Source organism: Blautia stercoris (assembly GCF_054657695.1).
Window position 1 is genome coordinate 291,784 of record NZ_BAAHYF010000001.1, and the last position, 15,481, is coordinate 307,264.

Annotated in this window: 18 protein-coding genes; 2 read left to right on the forward strand and 16 right to left on the reverse strand. The window is 36.3% G+C overall.

All coding sequences use genetic code 11. From position 1 onward, the window contains the following. Positions 1-5: 5 nt before the first annotated feature. Genes ACYQ2D_RS01505 through ACYQ2D_RS01515 form a run of 3 tightly spaced genes read right to left on the reverse strand, consistent with a single transcriptional unit; the run spans position 6 to position 3,637 of the window. Entirely contained in the window at positions 6-1,847 is a 1,842-nt protein-coding gene (locus tag ACYQ2D_RS01505; RefSeq protein ID WP_459784457.1) for a M23 family metallopeptidase, read from the reverse strand. A 17-nt stretch (positions 1,848-1,864) separates the two neighbouring features. Further along, positions 1,865-2,314 (reverse strand): D-aminoacyl-tRNA deacylase, encoded by a 450-nt coding sequence (gene dtd / locus ACYQ2D_RS01510; protein ID WP_117455686.1) that lies wholly within the window; start codon positions 2,312-2,314, stop codon positions 1,865-1,867. After that, positions 2,315-3,637, reverse strand: coding sequence for an AI-2E family transporter (locus ACYQ2D_RS01515; protein WP_117455684.1), 1,323 nt, complete (start codon positions 3,635-3,637; stop codon positions 2,315-2,317). 154 nt (positions 3,638-3,791) lie between these two features. Between ACYQ2D_RS01515 and ACYQ2D_RS01520 the strand changes: the two genes are divergently transcribed. Beyond that, positions 3,792-4,520, forward strand: coding sequence for a tRNA lysidine(34) synthetase (locus tag ACYQ2D_RS01520; protein WP_117455682.1), 729 nt, complete (start codon positions 3,792-3,794; stop codon positions 4,518-4,520). 49 nt (positions 4,521-4,569) lie between these two features. Here ACYQ2D_RS01520 and ACYQ2D_RS01525 read toward each other — a convergent pair whose 3' ends face one another. From ACYQ2D_RS01525 to ACYQ2D_RS01560, 8 genes are all read right to left on the reverse strand, one after another. Then, a complete protein-coding gene (locus ACYQ2D_RS01525; RefSeq protein ID WP_117456192.1) occupies positions 4,570-5,223 on the reverse strand; it encodes a cytidylate kinase-like family protein in 654 nt (217 codons plus the stop codon). An 84-nt stretch (positions 5,224-5,307) separates the two neighbouring features. Next, complete coding sequence (locus tag ACYQ2D_RS01530) at positions 5,308-6,222, reverse strand: RluA family pseudouridine synthase (RefSeq protein ID WP_187558488.1); 915 nt, start codon at positions 6,220-6,222, stop codon at positions 5,308-5,310. Between the two features lie 3 nt (positions 6,223-6,225). Beyond that, entirely contained in the window at positions 6,226-6,750 is a 525-nt protein-coding gene (gene lspA / locus ACYQ2D_RS01535; RefSeq protein WP_459784458.1) for a signal peptidase II, read from the reverse strand. After that, entirely contained in the window at positions 6,747-7,859 is a 1,113-nt protein-coding gene (gene aroB, locus ACYQ2D_RS01540) for a 3-dehydroquinate synthase (RefSeq protein WP_459784459.1), read from the reverse strand. The genes lspA and aroB overlap by 4 nt, the downstream gene beginning before the upstream one ends. 29 nt (positions 7,860-7,888) lie before the next feature. Continuing rightward, the gene (locus tag ACYQ2D_RS01545; protein ID WP_117455677.1) at positions 7,889-8,641 is read right to left on the reverse strand and encodes a YlmH family RNA-binding protein; all 753 of its coding nucleotides are present in this window, start codon (positions 8,639-8,641) and stop codon (positions 7,889-7,891) included. 18 nt (positions 8,642-8,659) lie between these two features. Continuing rightward, positions 8,660-9,295, reverse strand: coding sequence for a cell division protein SepF (locus tag ACYQ2D_RS01550; protein ID WP_459784460.1), 636 nt, complete (start codon positions 9,293-9,295; stop codon positions 8,660-8,662). Positions 9,296-9,312: 17 nt separating this feature from the next. Further along, positions 9,313-10,008 (reverse strand): YggS family pyridoxal phosphate-dependent enzyme, encoded by a 696-nt coding sequence (locus tag ACYQ2D_RS01555; RefSeq protein ID WP_117455672.1) that lies wholly within the window; start codon positions 10,006-10,008, stop codon positions 9,313-9,315. A 3-nt stretch (positions 10,009-10,011) separates the two neighbouring features. Next, on the reverse strand, positions 10,012-11,574 hold the full coding sequence (locus ACYQ2D_RS01560; RefSeq protein WP_459784461.1) for a biotin/lipoyl attachment domain-containing protein: 1,563 nt from the start codon (positions 11,572-11,574) through the stop codon (positions 10,012-10,014). A 125-nt stretch (positions 11,575-11,699) separates the two neighbouring features. Between ACYQ2D_RS01560 and ACYQ2D_RS01565 the strand changes: the two genes are divergently transcribed. After that, positions 11,700-11,915 carry a DUF378 domain-containing protein gene (locus ACYQ2D_RS01565; protein ID WP_117455669.1) on the forward strand — a complete coding sequence of 72 codons (216 nt, stop codon included), beginning with the start codon at positions 11,700-11,702 and terminating at the stop codon, positions 11,913-11,915. Between the two features lie 116 nt (positions 11,916-12,031). Here the strand turns inward: ACYQ2D_RS01565 and ACYQ2D_RS01570 are convergent, their stop codons facing one another. The 5 genes from ACYQ2D_RS01570 to minE form a co-directional block, all read right to left on the reverse strand. Then, a complete protein-coding gene (locus ACYQ2D_RS01570; protein WP_117455667.1) occupies positions 12,032-12,457 on the reverse strand; it encodes a twitching motility protein PilT in 426 nt (141 codons plus the stop codon). A gap of 135 nt (positions 12,458-12,592) precedes the next feature. Then, complete coding sequence (locus ACYQ2D_RS01575) at positions 12,593-13,618, reverse strand: D-alanyl-D-alanine carboxypeptidase family protein (protein ID WP_459784462.1); 1,026 nt, start codon at positions 13,616-13,618, stop codon at positions 12,593-12,595. Beyond that, positions 13,602-13,997, reverse strand: a complete 396-nt coding sequence (locus tag ACYQ2D_RS01580; RefSeq protein WP_022304362.1) for a methylglyoxal synthase — start codon at positions 13,995-13,997, stop codon at positions 13,602-13,604. The genes ACYQ2D_RS01575 and ACYQ2D_RS01580 overlap by 17 nt, the downstream gene beginning before the upstream one ends. After that, positions 13,994-15,124 carry an FtsW/RodA/SpoVE family cell cycle protein gene (locus ACYQ2D_RS01585; RefSeq protein WP_117455665.1) on the reverse strand — a complete coding sequence of 377 codons (1,131 nt, stop codon included), beginning with the start codon at positions 15,122-15,124 and terminating at the stop codon, positions 13,994-13,996. Before ACYQ2D_RS01585 ends, ACYQ2D_RS01580 begins: the two co-directional genes overlap by 4 nt. An 82-nt stretch (positions 15,125-15,206) precedes the next feature. Then, complete coding sequence (gene minE / locus ACYQ2D_RS01590; protein WP_444139841.1) at positions 15,207-15,458, reverse strand: cell division topological specificity factor MinE; 252 nt, start codon at positions 15,456-15,458, stop codon at positions 15,207-15,209. Between the last annotated feature and the right edge of the window lie 23 nt (positions 15,459-15,481).

The window sequence follows — 15,481 nt, forward strand, 5'->3', positions numbered from 1 at the left end:
TTCAATTACATTCCGCTTGGACGTTTTAAATAATTCCACGGATTAACATAAGTTCCATTTACCTTCACCCCAAAATGTAAATGATATCCCGTCGCTGCTCCAGTCATCCCTACATAACCAATCACCTGTCCGGCTTTTACTGTATTTCCTTTTTTTACAACCGGACTTGCTATTAAATGCATATAAATTGTATGAATCCCATTTCCATGGTCTATTTCTACGTAATTTCCCTCTCCATTAAATCCGTAACCAGAAGCAATCACTGTACCTGCTGCAACAGCCAAAACGCGTGAATTTGCCGGTGCTGCCATATCTACTCCCCTGTGATTCGTAGAGCCGATTCCTCCAGGGCTTTCCCGATATCCAAATTCACTTGATACATAAGTAATAGACGGACACGGAAATACCCAGGTATTTAACGTACTGTTTGAGTCACTCTTTTCACCGTTACTATTAATGTAATAACCATCTATTGTACAGTTGCTTGCCATACTGCCATCCGAATAAAAATAATATTTCTTTTTATTAATCGTCTGCCAACCTGTTTTCATGACTCCATCACTGGACGTTCCAAGATAATACCATTTTCCAGACACTCTCTGCCAGCCACTCTTCATCGAGCCATCACCAGAACTTCCAAGGTAATACCATTTCCCCCAGACTCTCTGCCAACCATCTCTCATAGCACCATTTCTTCCAAGCCAATAATATTTTCCTCTTACCTGATGCCAGTATGTACGCATGACTCCATCATCTACCCCACCCAGATAATACCACCGACCTAAAATCTTTTGCCAATCATATTTCATTGCCCCATCATTAGATCCGCCAAGATAGTACCACTTTCCAGACAGCTTTTTCCATCCCGTCTGCATTTCTCCATTCTCTGCAAGGTAATACCACTTGCCCCAGACTTTCTGCCAGCCTGTTTTCATGGCTCCATCATTTCCATGACCAAGCCAGTAGTATCTTCCGGACACTTTCTGCCAATAAGTTTTCATAGAGCCATCTTCTGCGTCTCCAAAATAATACCATTTTCCAGATATTTTTTGCCATCCGCTCTGCATTGCTCCATCATCTGAAAAATAATACCACTTGCCATGTATTTTTTGCAATCCTTTTTTCATTGCCCCATCATTGGCATTTCCAAGGTAATACCATTTTCCTTGAACTTTTTGCCAGCCAATCTGCATCCATCCAGCCGAAGAGAAATAAAACCATTTTCCAGATATCTTCTGCCAGCCAGAAACTTTGTTTTTCGTCTGAGGATTTATATAATACCAATTATTGCCCTGTTTATTCCATCCATAAGAAGCTGCCTGTACCTGCAGATCTTGCTCTGTCTGTTCTTCTGATTGAATTTCTTCTGTTTCTTTTGTTTCTTTTGGTTCTTCTTCTATATCTTTATTTTGTGCTGAATCAGCCGCACTTGTATCATCTGAAGTTTCATTTTCCTTATCATCATCTGCATCCCGTTCTTTCTCTTCCGGATTACTCTCTGCGCTATCCCCTGAATTATCTTCGGAATTATCTTCGGAATTATTTTCTGAATCATTTTCCGAACCATCTTTGGAGTCCAAATTAATACCATCTTGTCCTCCATCAAATTCTTTTTTTTCTGGTTCTTGTTCTTCTTCAGAATTTTCTTTTTTCTCTCTATTCTCTACAGAACTATCGGACTTATCTTTTCCCAAAGATAAATCCGATTCCTGTTTGAACTCTTTTGTTGCTTCCATGTCCTCAACAGATGGAAGCTCTGCCGCCATAACCGTTGACTGTCCTAAAAGAACAGCTGCACTCAAAGTTACTGCCAATAATTTACTTTGTAATAATCTCTTATTTTTCACGAATGAATTCCCCTCTGTCAGCGAAATGTATTCTCATCAAAAACAATTGTAAATGGACCTTCATTTACCAGAGATACCTGCATCATTGCTCCAAATTCTCCTGACTCCACCACCGAAATCGTTTCCTTTGTTTTTTTGATAATATACTCATATAGTTCTTCTGCCATTTGAGGTTCTCCGGCATCAAAAAAACTTGGCCGATTTCCCTTTCTACAGTTCGCATATAGTGTAAACTGAGAAATAATCAGTACTTCACCCCCGACATCCGTCAAAGATAAATTCGTTTTTCCATTTTCATCCTGAAAAATTCGCAGTTGTACCATTTTCTTAATGTATTGATCTGCAATTTCCTTTGTATCTTCTTTTCCAATTCCTACAAATACCAGAAATCCCTTTTGGATTTTTCCAACGCAATTCCCCTCCACAGAAACAGAGGCCTGACTTACTTTCTGGATTACAAATTTCATTTACTGCTCGTTTCCCTTCTCTATATTTTTCTCTTTCGTATGTTCTTTGCTTTCTTTTTGTTGTTCCTTTAAATCTTCTTTTTTTAATTTAATAATTGTATGGCTTTCAGGGTCAATGGACTCAATATCCATGTAAAGTTCATCTTCAACCGGTAGATGTTTCTCTTTCAGGAAATGTTCTCGAAGCTGACGGATTCCTGTACAGATAACTGCCCATACCGGAACTCCGATAATCATGCCCGGGATTCCCATAAATCCACCAAATAAAAGAATTGCAACAATAACCATAAAACTGGACAAACCTGTCGATTCCCCTAAAATCTTTGGTCCTAATATGTTTCCATCAAACTGTTGCAACAATAAGATTGCAATCAGGAAATATAAACACTGCATCGGATTTACCAGCAAGATAATAAATGCACTTGGAATAGCTCCCAAATATGGTCCAAAAAACGGAATAACATTTGTGACACCCACAATTACACTGACAAGCACTGCATAAGGTGTTCCCAAAATAGAAGTAATAATATAACATAAAACACCAATGATTGCAGAATCAATAATTTTTCCGCTGATAAAACCCATAAATACACGATTCGTATAACGACATGCTTTGATAATAGAATTCGCTCTCTCTGTATCAAAAATAGCATAGATAAACATCTTTCCCTCTGAAAGATAAGTCTCTTTTGATGCCATCAGGTAAATCGAAATAATCGCTCCGATTAAAATATTTTTTACAAACAAAACTGCGCCAAAAATTCCTGTTGTCATCTGCTGTAAAATCTGACGAAGCTGAGGAAGCAGCTGCTGATTCATCCAATTTTCTACTTTAAATGAATAATTATCAATAAAATTAAACACGGTCGTCTGAAGTTCTTCATTATCTCTTAAAATGGAACTCAGCCAATTCATAATATTCTGAATGTATCTTGGTGAATCATTTACAATACTGATAATACTTTCTACAATAGACGGCACAATCATTGCAAATAAAGAATAAATAGCCAGACATGCCAATATAAGGGAAATAAAAATTCCCAGATAGCGAATTAACACACGTTTCTTTTTTGTAAGTTCAACATGAAAATGTTCTAATAACGAAAAAAATACCTTTTTTTCCAATATATTTACAATCGGTGTTAATAAATATGCAATAATTACACCCCAGACAACCGGCATTAAAACAGTAAACAGATTATGAACTTTTCCCCATAGCACATCCATGTGAAACAGTCCAAAATAAAAAAGCAGACTGGCACAAATGACTGCAAAGCCTGTCACCCCCCAATATAAATACTTTTTATCCCAACGAAACTTCATATATTTCCTCCATTTATTCTCTTTGCAAATGCTTAATGTTTATATTATAGCATGAAATTTATTATTTGTGTCATAATTTCGTAAAAAATATTTCTTTTCTTTTTCCAATGTGTTATAGTCTTTTACAGAAAAAATATAGCTAAGGAGGAAATAAATGACCCTGCAAAGATTATTGAGTCTTACCAGAAAGGCAGTTGATACCTTTAATCTAATTGAATCCGGAGATAAAATAGCAGTTGGAATTTCAGGAGGAAAAGACAGTCTTACCCTTCTTTATGCCTTAAATGGCTTAAAACGTTTTTATCCAAATTCCTTTACAATAGAAGCCATTACTGTTGATTTAGGTCATCCTGGATTTGACCTCATACAAATAAAAGCGCTCTGTAGTGAATTAAATGTACCTTATACGATTGTACAGACAGAAATTGCTCAGATTATTTTTAATGAACGAAAAGAACCCAATCCTTGTTCTTTATGCGCAAAAATGAGAAAAGGTGCCTTAAACGATGCCGCAAAAAAAGCGGGCTGTAATAAAATTGCTTATGCCCATCATAAAGATGATGTTATCGAAACAATGTTACTATCTCTGCTTTTTGAGGGGCGTTTTCACACATTTTCTCCGAAAACCCATCTTGACCGAACAGATCTTACTGTAATCCGCCCCTTACTCTTTGTAAATGAAGCGGATGTAATTGGTTTTAAAAATAAATATCACCTTCCAGTGGAAAAAAGTCCTTGTCCAGTGGATGGTTATACCAAACGCCAATATGTAAAAGAATTGATTCGTACTTTAAACCATGAACATCCTGGTGTAAAAGAACGGATGTTTACTGCAATTTTAAATGGAAACTTAGATGGCTGGGAAACATTTCTAAAAAAATAAATCGTCACGTAAAAAGGCAGAGAGAAAAAGATTTCCCTCTGCCCAATTTTTATTTTACTTCACGATTATTTTTTGCCAGCCGCTCTTCTTTAATTTCAATTGCTTTTTTAATCATTTGAACACAGCCGTCAATTCCTAATACTCCACTATCTAAACTTAGATTATAACTTGCAGCATCGCCCCATTTTTTACTTGTATAATAGTTATAATAGCTTGCACGGCGTTTATCTGTTTTCTGAATGCGGTCCTTTGCAGTCGCATCTGTTAATTCATTTTTTCGTGCCACACGACGGATTCTTTTTTCTAAATCAGCATGAACAAACACACTTAACATATTATCAAATTCTGATAATGCATAATCCGCACATCTTCCTACAATAACACAAGGTCCTTCTTTTGCAATATTTTTAATTGTATCGAACTGAGCTAAAAACACCTTATGATTAATTGGCATATCTGCAAATGCCGCTGAAGAATATCCAAAAGAGTATGTATCCATCACCAGAGAATACAGGAAACTATTTGTAGGTTTTTCATCATTGTTTTCAAATAATTCCTGACATAATCCACTGTCTTTTGCTGCACGTTCCAAAAGTTCTTTATCATAGCATTTAATTCCAAGTTCTTCTGCCAACTGCAATCCTACTTCCTTACCACCACTTCCGAGCTGTCTTCCGATTGTAATAACTGTATGATTCGTCATATTCATGCACTCCTCTCCATTGATGTTTCTGATTATATTTATTATAATCTATTTTTTTTATTTTGTATATAAAATTTGCATAAATTATATGAGTTTTTTTTGTAATTTTTCAAAATATTGTGGAAGCGGTGCTGTAAATTCCAGATATTCCTTTGTGACAGGATGTACAAATCCAAGTACCATTGCATGTAGAGTCTGACCCTCCAGATTTGGAAATGGACATTTTTTCGGACCATATACAAAATCTCCCACCAAAGGATGTCCAATACTGCTCATGTGAACACGAATCTGATGCGTCCTTCCTGTTTCCAGCCGACACTCAATATAACTGTAATTTTTATAATGCTCTAACACTTTGTAATGTGTTACCGCTGGTTTTCCGTTTTTCAGATTAATCGCCATCTTTTTTCGTTCGGTCGGATGACGTCCAATTGCCCCCTCAATTGTTCCCTCTTCTTCTTTTAAATTTCCATGTACAATTGCACGATACCTTCTTGTGATACTATGTTCTTTTAACTGCTGTGCTAAATCTCTGTGTGCCAAATCTGTTTTACACACCAATAATGCTCCTGTTGTATCCTTATCAATTCGATGAACGATTCCTGGTCTTAATACCCCGTTAATTCCGGAAAGGTTCCCCTTACAATGGTACAACAACGCATTTACTAATGTTCCACTGTAATGACCCGCGCTCGGATGTACCACCATCCCTTTTGGTTTATCTACCACTAAAAGCTGCTCATCTTCATACAGGATTGATAACGGGATATTCTCCGGCTCAATATCTGGTTCTTTGTTATCTGGAATTAACACGGTAATTTCTTCTTCTTCCGAAAGCTGATAACTGCTTTTCACTGCTTTTTCACCGATTGTCACATTTCCCTCTTTTAATTGTTTCTGCAAAAATGAGCGTGAATAGTCTGAAAGTTCCACTGCCAGATATTTATCAATTCGTTGTCCTTCTGCTGATGCATCTGCCTGTAAACAAAGTTTTTTCATTTATCATTTTCCCCTCTTTTTTGGACTTAAAAATGCAAAATCATCCTCATCTTTATAATAAAAAAGCACCAATAATAATAACACAATCATTGAAACAGTTACATAAATATCTGCAACATTAAATACCGGAAAATCTATCAGGGAAAAATAAATAAAATCTATCACATATTTAAAACGGATTCGGTCTATTAAATTTCCAAGAGCTCCTGACGTCAGGAAAAAACAAAGAATACGAACCGGCAAATATTTCTTTGTAACTGGCATTCTCCATAACACATATAAAATAAAAGCAAGAATAACAACCGTCAGAATAAAAAAAGCACCCTGCCGGTTCTGAAACACTCCAAACGCAGCACCACGATTTTCCAGATAATGCAGAGACAATACTCCATCAATCAACGAAATATCTGATTGGTTTTGCAAATGCGTGACTGCAAGATGCTTTGTCCACTGGTCTAACACAGTTAAGAAGAAAGTTGACAAAATCAACTGCAAATAAATGATACCTCTTGTCTTTTTCATTTTCATGACTTTTCTTCTCCTGATTCTTCTAAAACCACTTCAATTGCCTCTTTCATTTCTTCATCTGTTACCGTCTTGTCGATATAGGCATATCCCATTTTTTCAAGTAAAACAAACTTAATCTTTCCTTGCTCCATCTTTTTATCAGACTTTGTTGCTGTTAAAATCTCATCTACATTTAATCCCTGAACCGAAATCGGCAGACGATATGCTCTTAATGCTTCTAATGCGGATTCATATTCTTCTTTTGTAATGAGTCCTCTCTTTAAGGACAAATAACATGCGCAGACTGTCCCAATAGAAACACACTGTCCATGAAGCAGTTTGAAATTTTTCAATTTTTCTACCGCATGACCTACTGTATGCCCCATATTTAAAACTGCACGTTCTCCTTTTTCTGTCGGATCGTTTTCTACAACTGTTTTCTTAATGACACAGCTTTTATAAATCATTTCTGTCAAAACATCCTCGTCCAAATTAAGAACCTTTTCTCTGTTTTCTTTTAACCATTCAAAGTAATCCAGGTCACGAATTAATCCATGCTTTAAAACCTCTCCCATTCCACAGGAAAATAGTTCATCTGAAAGGGTATCTAAGGTATGCACATTCATATAAACCAGACGTGGCTGATGAAATGCTCCAACCATATTTTTATACTGCAAGAAGTCGACACCTGTTTTTCCTCCAATACTGCTGTCTACCTGTGCCAGAAGTGTGGTCGGAATCTGTATAAAATCAATTCCTCGAAGATAAGTTGCTGCTGCAAAACCGGTCATATCTCCAACAACTCCTCCGCCCAATGCAAAAAGTAAATCTTTTCTGTCGAAATGTGCTTTGATTAAATTCTCATAAATATTTTGAATCTGTGCAAGCGTTTTATTTTCCTCTCCTGCCGGTAAAATAATGGATATAATGGTATCCGAAACTTTTTCCAGTTCTTTTTTTACTGTCTCTAAATAAATCGGTGCCACATTACTGTCCGTTACAATGCAGCATTTTCGTTCTTGTAATTTTAATGCTTTTAACTGATTCGATAAATCTTCAAAGTTTTTCCGAAATACAATCGGATAATAAAATTCATCATTTCTTTTTACCTGTAATATATTTTCTGTCATTTTTTCGTTCCTTTCTGTCTCTTTTGACTTTAGCAATAACGCGAAACTTCTACATGATACCGGTTTTTCTTCGTTAAATTTGTTGTTCCATCAAAACGATATTTTCCTTTTCCTCTGACGGATACAATATCTCCTTCTTTTAAATGATAGGCATTTGAAACAATATTTTTCCCATTTACAAATAACTTTTTCCCTTCGATTAATGGTAAAATACTGCTTCTCGAAGTCGAAAATGCCAACGCCGTAACGCTGTCAAGTCTCACAGAAGATACCGTTCCTGTGACTTTTTGAAGTTTTACACTCGGAAACTCTTCTTTATTCTCAATGATAGATGGAACGACTGTGGTATGCCGGACACGGCAGATTTCATTCATCAAAAACTCACACAGCGAATTATGGCAAAAGATGTATGCTTTTTTATCTTCTACCAAAATATCTCCGATTTTACTTCTCTCAATTCCAAGATTTAAAATTGCTCCCAAATAATCCCGATGAGTCAGATTTTCTGCAAATTTTTCCATAGACGGACGAATACAAATACAGGAAATCGGATATTCCTGACTAAAGAAAAAAGCATCAGGGATAAATGCTGCCATCTGACGCTCTGCAAACGCATGTCCTCCAAAAGTTTCCACTTTTACACCATACTGTTTAAGAGGAAGACTATGCAACTTATGTAATTCATTTAAATCTAAAAAATCAGAGAAAGTAAGAATACCTCTGTAATAGGCATTCTTACTTAACTCTATCATACGTTTTTCAAATAACTGTTCTTTCTCCATTTTTATGCTCTTTCCGAATTAATATTCTGTCTGGATAGAGGACATGAACGCACCATCTATAATCTCCTGATAATCACCTGTAATTCCTACACTTGATGGAGTCAGAATAAATATGTAGTCGGATACTTTCTGAAGACTTCCTCCCATTGCATAGCAGGTTCCTGATGAAAAATCAATTACTCTTTGTGCCACACTGACATCAATTCCTTCCAGATTAAGGACAACGGTACATCCTGCAATTAAAGTATCTGCAATTTCTCTGGTTTCTTCCATATTATTTGGTTTAATCACGCAGACCTCCATTGCAGCCGGAGCTGGATTTCTCTTTGCAGTGCGCATTGGTGTTACTTTAGAAGAGCTTTCGGTTATCTTTGTATTTTTGGTATTTCTTGAATAGAAAGAGGGTTTCTCCGTTGTTTTCTTCTCCGGCTGTTTCTTTTCTGCTTTCTTTTTCTGTGTTCGTCTTTCCACTACCGGTTCTTCTTCTAATTCTTCTGCCTCATCCTCTTCTTCTAATTTCTTTAAAAAACGCTTTCTCGGTTTTTCTTCTTTGATTTCATCCTCATCTTCATCAAAATCATCATCTAAAAATCCATCTTGTTCAAAATCATCACTCATTTTTACTGCATCTAAAAGCTTATTAAAAACACTCATGTTAAAATCTCCAATCTCTATTTGCTGTAATCTCTTTCTCCGAAGATTCCGGTACCAACTCTTACCATTGTTGCACCTTCTTCGATAGCGACCTCATAATCGCCAGTCATGCCCATGCTTAAGACATTCATAGTAACATTATTAAATTTTTTAGCGGCTATGTCAACACTTAAATTTCTTAAATTTCTAAAAACTAATCGATTTTCTTCTGAATTTTCTACAAATGGTGCAATTGTCATAAGCCCCTTGACTTCGATATTTGGCAGTTTTGAAATTTCCTCTACCAATTTTTCTGTCTCCTCAGAAGTAACTCCAAATTTACTTTCTTCTTCTGCAACATTGACTTCTACTAAAATGGATGCTGTCACATTCTTTTTCACAGCTTCCTGACTGATTGTTTCGGCCAGACGAATAGAATCTACAGAATGAATCAGGCAAGCTTTATCAATAATATATTTTACCTTATTTCTCTGAAGATGACCGATGAGATGCCAGTTTAAATCTTTCGGAAGCACTTCGTATTTTGCAGTCAGTTCCTGTACTTTATTTTCTCCAAAGTCCACTACTCCATGAGGAAGAAGTTCTTCAATCATAGAAACTGGTTTTGTCTTACTAACCGCAATTAAGGTTACTTCTTCTCTGTTTCTTCCTGCTCTTTTACATGCTTCCTGTACTTTTTTTTCTACTTCTAAGTAATTTTCATAAACACTCATTCTTTACTCTCCTTGTTTTCCTGTTAGTATTTCATCTTCTTTTACAGAAGAACCATTTTTTACAATTCTGTCATATTCCGAAAGACCATAAGCTGTATTTTTCTTAATCAGACAAGATTCTTCATTTTGTTCTCCTGATATCTGCTCAATACAACGGAACATTGCATAGCCACGATTAATGCAGTATGCGCCAGAAAGATATTCCGGTTCTCCCACTGTAAATGTCTCGGAAGAATCTGGCTTCTGTACAACATCACCTTCTTGAAAGGTTTGCATATCAACATAACAGTAATCTATCTTTTTAATTACCGTACTTGTACTTTTATCCGATGAATCTGCCGTATTTTTATAAATAGCCGGAACCACAAAAGTCTTTTTTTCTTTTCCTTTGTCATCTTTCGTAATTCTATAAAATCCCTCTCTTTCTACACCATCCTGAACTTCTTTCGCAAGATAGTCGGACGGAATAATATAAAATTTCTTGTCTACAATGGAACTAAGAGGAATTTTTAAGCCAGTTTTTGTATGAATTACCAGTTCCACTTTCAGAAAACGCTCCGATGCATAACGAACCATTCCATTTTTCAAAGTAATTTTTGCCACTTTCTGTCCGTCTATATCCACAATAGAAAGCTGTCCGTTCTGCGTTTTTTTATCTTTTAAAAATTTTACCTGAATCGTTCCTTCTGAAAGTTTTGACGCTTCTTTTTTGGAAACTGGGATCATCAGATTCCACGTTTCATCTGTAATCAATTTATAAACGGGTGTATCTTCTTTTGCTTCTGTTGAAATCAAACTTTTTTCTGTATAAGATTTCTGCGCGAAATCGCTTTTTTTTAGATTATCCACCGTTTTTCCTTCATATCCATCCATCGTATACATTACAATTCCAGCATCCGGTGAAGTAACCACGGTTTGATTTCCTAACATAATCGAAGTATTTCCTTTTACCACTAAAAATCCATTTTCATCACACTCTTCTTCGTCCGAAGTATCCTCCGTCTGTTCTGCTTTATCTGTCTGAAGTATCATTCCATTTAATTCATACTTCAAGCTGTATGTATCAGCAAAATCAGAGGAATCAAACGTTCCAGAGAAAGCTTCTGCCGCATTCTTTATTTTACTTTTTTGTGTTTCATCTAACGCATATTTCGCAATTTGAATCTCGCTGTCCCCAACTGCATAAACGTTTCCATTTTTCTCAACATTTGAACCTTCTTTTCTCAGATATCTTAAATATCCATCCTGACTTGCATTCACTACTTTTTCTTCTCGAATTGCCAGTGCTGTATAAACTGGGTTTTTTTCAAGCGTTCCTGATGTCACTTGATACGATTCAATCTGTTCAGAAGAAAAATACAGACCTGCTGTCACTATCAGATAAATGATAATAACACCGATTACAACTACAATCGGATTACGAGGTATCTTTTGAAGACCTTTTTTCAAGATTCTTCCTGCTTTTTGAAATAATATCCAGAGTATTTCTCCAAGAATCCCCAACAGCCTTTCTGCCTTTCTTGGCAGTTTTTTTATTTTATTCCATAGCTTTTTTATAATAAACAATCTTTCGTCTCCTTTCGTACCGTTTTTCATTTTATCATTTTCAGCATTTTAGGGCAATACTTAATTTTTTTGCATAAAACTTATCAAAAAGGCAGAAAATAGAACCAAACAAAGGAGGCAAACATATGAAGTCAAATGGTTTAGATTACACAGCATTGGTCATTACCATTATCGGAGCTGTCAACTGGGGGCTGATTGGCCTGTTTCGTTTTGATTTGGTTGCATTTCTTTTTGGTAATTTATCCTGGCTTTCAAGAATTGTCTATGTTCTTGTAGGCATCTGCGGACTTTATCTTTTCAGCCTGTTTGGTCGAATTCGAGATATAAGTGCCAGCTCGTAAAAACAAATTTTTACTCACTTTCTATTTCATAGAGCAAACTTACTATGAAATAAAAAAACAGCCACTGTACACTCAATTCTCTCTTGATGTACAGTGACTGTTTTTACTTTGTTTTTTTACAGTGAAGTTTCAATCATTCCCTTTACTGCTTCCGGAAGGTCTTCTTCATTTCTGGAAACGCTGATGATAAAAGATAATCCAAATCTTTCACTAAGCTTTTCTAATTCCTGAAGTACTTCTGTAAGCGGGGCATCTTCAGCCTCTAATTTTGCGATTTTTAAAAAGCTGTCCAGATAAACCTGCTCTAAGTCATTATCCTGAGAAAGAATTCCTCTGATAAATCCTACAAATTCACTGGCATTTTCCACTTCATATTCTGTCACATTAATTAGACGAACTTTGTTATTTAACTCGTACATGTGTTTTGTGCTCTTGTCCAGATATACAACTGAGCCCTTTGCTTCTTTGACACCATTATTCGCCTTGTCCAGAAGTACTTTTGTTTTTCCTTTACCTTTTTCACCTACAATTAACTGAACCATCGCATTTTCCTCCTTAGCCGCACGTAATATGTATTTTTACTAAAAACGTGGTTATCTTGAAATCAATTATAGTGCATTTCGTTCAAGAATACAATGGTTAATTTCATTTTTCTGTGAATTTTTTCGCATTTTTCGTTAAGAGTGGTTTACTTTCTCCAGTAATTGATTCATTCTTTCATAAAGTTCCGGTTTATTTGACGCATCTAACACAATTGAGACATAAGGTTCACCATAATTATTCTGAACCATTAATGCCAGACATGCGCCTGCTTTATCTGTTGTTCCTGTTTTTCCGCCTAAAATAGTAACCCCTTTTGGAGCACTTGACTCTCCTGTCAGATATTGATCTGTGGCATCAAGCCATTTCTGGCGCTGTGTTCCATCTGCTGAAGTATACGTAATCGTATAATTTGATAATTGTGTAATATCTGTAAATTCCTGATGTTTCATTGCTTCATTTAACATCAGATAGATATCATAAACGGTTGTATAATGGTCATCGTTGTGAAGTCCATGTGGATTTACAAAATGAGTTCCTGTCATTCCAAGGCTCTGCGCAGTCTCATTCATCATCTGTACAAAAGTATCTACACTTCCATCTCCAACCGTCCTTGCAATTGCCATTGCTGCATCATTTGCCGAATACACTAACAACGCATGAAACAGCTCACTCATCTGAATCTGGTCGCCTTCTGCAAGTCCACACACCTGTGAATCAGCACTAAGAGCAACATCCGACGCTGTAATCGTCACGACTTCATCCATATCTGCATGTTCCATTGCCACAAGTGCCGTCATAATTTTTGTGATACTTGCCGGATAGGATTTTTCATATAAAGATTTAGAAAACAGCAGTGTTTTATTCTGGATATCAAATAAAGCAGCTCTCTCATCTCCCTGCGTTTCCACACCATCGAGTGCCGTATCTCCAGCTCCTACACATAAATCCGCTGCCAATCCGTCTGCTGTCAGAGCTTCTTCCTCTACTGTCTGCCCAAATACTTCTGTTGTCAAGTCAAAAGAAACCGGCATAGAGGCATCTTTCTTCTTGATTAAAACAACTGCCAGAACAATCAGAAGTACAACAATAACAACACCCATCCCCATAAGCAGATTTTTGTTTCTCTGTCTTCGTCTTTCACTTTTACTTGTACATTTCACGCCAGTCTAACTCTCCTCTATCCAGGGATTTTATCACCATCTCCGCCGTAGCAAGATTTGTAGCCAGCGGGATATTATGTGTATCACACAGATGAAAAATACGTTTTACATCAGGGTCATGCTTCTGCGGTGCTAATGGCTCTCGAAGATAAATCACTAAATCCATCTGATTCTGTTCAATTAATGCCCCCATCTGCTGTTCTCCACCAAGATGACCGGCAAGAAATTTATGAATATTTAAATTTGTTACCTCTTCAATTAAGCGGCCTGTCGTCCCTGTTGCATAAAGTGTATTCTTTGAAAGAATCCCTCTATACGCGATGCATAAATTCTGCATCAGTTTCTTTTTGGAATTGTGTGCGATAAGTCCAATATTCATAATTTACCAACCTCCCTGTAATCTCTGTTTTTCTGCAGACCAACATTTAAAACCAGTCCCATTCCTGTATAAAGTGATACCATAGAAGAAAGTCCATAGCTCACAAAAGGAAGCGGAGTTCCCGTATTTGGTGCAATTCCAGTCGCCACACAAATATTAATGAATCCCTGAACTGCAATAATCGAAGCGACTCCACAACAAATTAACTTTCCTGACAAATCTTTCGCTTTCCATCCTGTCCGAATACATTCACAGATAATCAGGAATAAAACAATTAATATCGCTGCGCTTCCAATAAAGCCTAACTCTTCTCCTGCAACAGAAAAGATAAAATCTGTCTGGCTTTCTGAAACAAAGTTTCCTTTATTTGCAGATGCAACCTCATTGTTATTTAACCCTTTTCCTGTCAACTGACCAGAACCGATTGCCATCACTGAATTATTCTGTTGAATAACATCATCTGAATATTCTTCTTCCTCTGAATGAAGAAATGTCATAATTCGGTCTCTTTGATAGTCCTTAATTAATTTTTGATTTGGCTGAACAACAATAAACAAAAATACAACCACAAGCGGTACGATAATTAAAATTGCACCACCTATAATTTTATAGCTGAGGCCTGCAAGATATAACATGATACAAATCAGTATAACAACTGTGATTGTATTTTTCAAGTCCGGCTGGCTGAAAATCAACATTAACGGAATAGCAGCCAGAATAGCTGTCTGAACTAAAGTCCGCAGTGTATTTAAATTCTCTTCATGTTCCATAAAAAACCGTGCAAAAAACATGACAATCAATATTTTTGAAAGCTCCGTCGGCTGAAACTGAAATCCTCCAATTCTAAGCCATCTTGAAGCACCATTTGATTCCGTACCAAAAATCCAGACAGACAACAGCAATATAATATTACATCCGTATAATATCCAGTAAAAGTTAAGAATCCAGCTAAAATCCATCAGAGAAACAATCAGCATGATGGCAACTCCAAGCATCATTCCAAAAAACTGCTTATTTCTAAGTGCCGGCTCTGCACTGCCAACTAAAAGCACTCCAGTAAAAGTAAGTCCAATCAGGAAAATAACCAGTCTAAAATTATAATCTCGTAATCTATATTGTTTTATCATAAAAACACCTTGTTCTTTTTTCTGTCTTTTTATCAGTTTCTCAATTCATTTTTTACTTACAGTCTCACACAAGGCGACTGTTTCAGAATCCTGGATAGGACTCTTGTATATCAATTTTTAAAGGTATCTTTATCAGAAATGTCATATTCTCTTTTATATACCGTATTTCAACTTGTTCCTCTGAAATGGTAAAATACCGTTCAACAGCTGATACAACATCATTCTGAAGCATGGTCATCATCTGTGGAGAACAACTAAGCCTTTCTGAAACCAAAAGAAGCTTAAGCCGGTCTTTTGCTATATGACCTGAGCGTTTCTTCCTAAAATGAATCAATGCCGGTGCCCCCTTTATAAAAT